This is a genomic window from Ancylomarina longa (genome assembly GCF_003996985.1).
Taxonomy (GTDB): domain Bacteria; phylum Bacteroidota; class Bacteroidia; order Bacteroidales; family Marinifilaceae; genus Ancylomarina_A; species Ancylomarina_A longa.
This window is the reverse complement of sequence record NZ_RJJX01000287.1, coordinates 1-384: the sequence shown is the minus strand read 5'-3', so window position 1 is coordinate 384 and position 384 is coordinate 1. Positions and strand designations below refer to the sequence as shown.

Below are 384 nucleotides of genomic sequence, written 5' to 3'. Positions count from 1 at the left end.
AGTTTCCCTACTGTTAGCGCAATATCCTCGTTCTCCTGGTCGCGGCGTTTGATGTATTGCTGGTTTCTTTCCCGTTCATCCAGCAGTTCCAGCACAATCGATGGTGTTACCAATTCATGGAAAAGGTCTGCGTCAAATCCCCAGTCGTCATGCATTGCCTGCTCTGCCGCTTCACGCAGTGCCTGAGAGTTAATTTCGCTCACTTCGAACCTCTCTGTTTACTGATAAGTTCCAGATCCTCCTGGCAACTTGCACAAGTCCGACAACCCTGAACGACCAGGCGTCTTCGTTCATCTATCGGATCGCCACACTCACAACAATGAGTGGCAGATATAGCCTGGTGGTTCAGGCGGCGCATTTTTATTGCTGTGTTGCGCTGTAATT

2 protein-coding genes are annotated in these 384 nt (G+C 49.7%); both read right to left on the bottom strand.

The window, feature by feature from the left end:
- Window positions 1-203 (bottom strand): ead/Ea22-like family protein (locus tag DLK05_RS17215; protein ID WP_148114143.1); only part of this gene is annotated, 203 nt, incomplete at its 3' end.
- A complete protein-coding gene (locus DLK05_RS17210; protein WP_229041931.1) occupies window positions 200-358 on the bottom strand; it encodes a TraR/DksA family transcriptional regulator in 159 nt (52 codons plus the stop codon). The genes DLK05_RS17210 and DLK05_RS17215, both read right to left, overlap by 4 nt.
- Window positions 359-384: the final 26 nt, after the last annotated feature.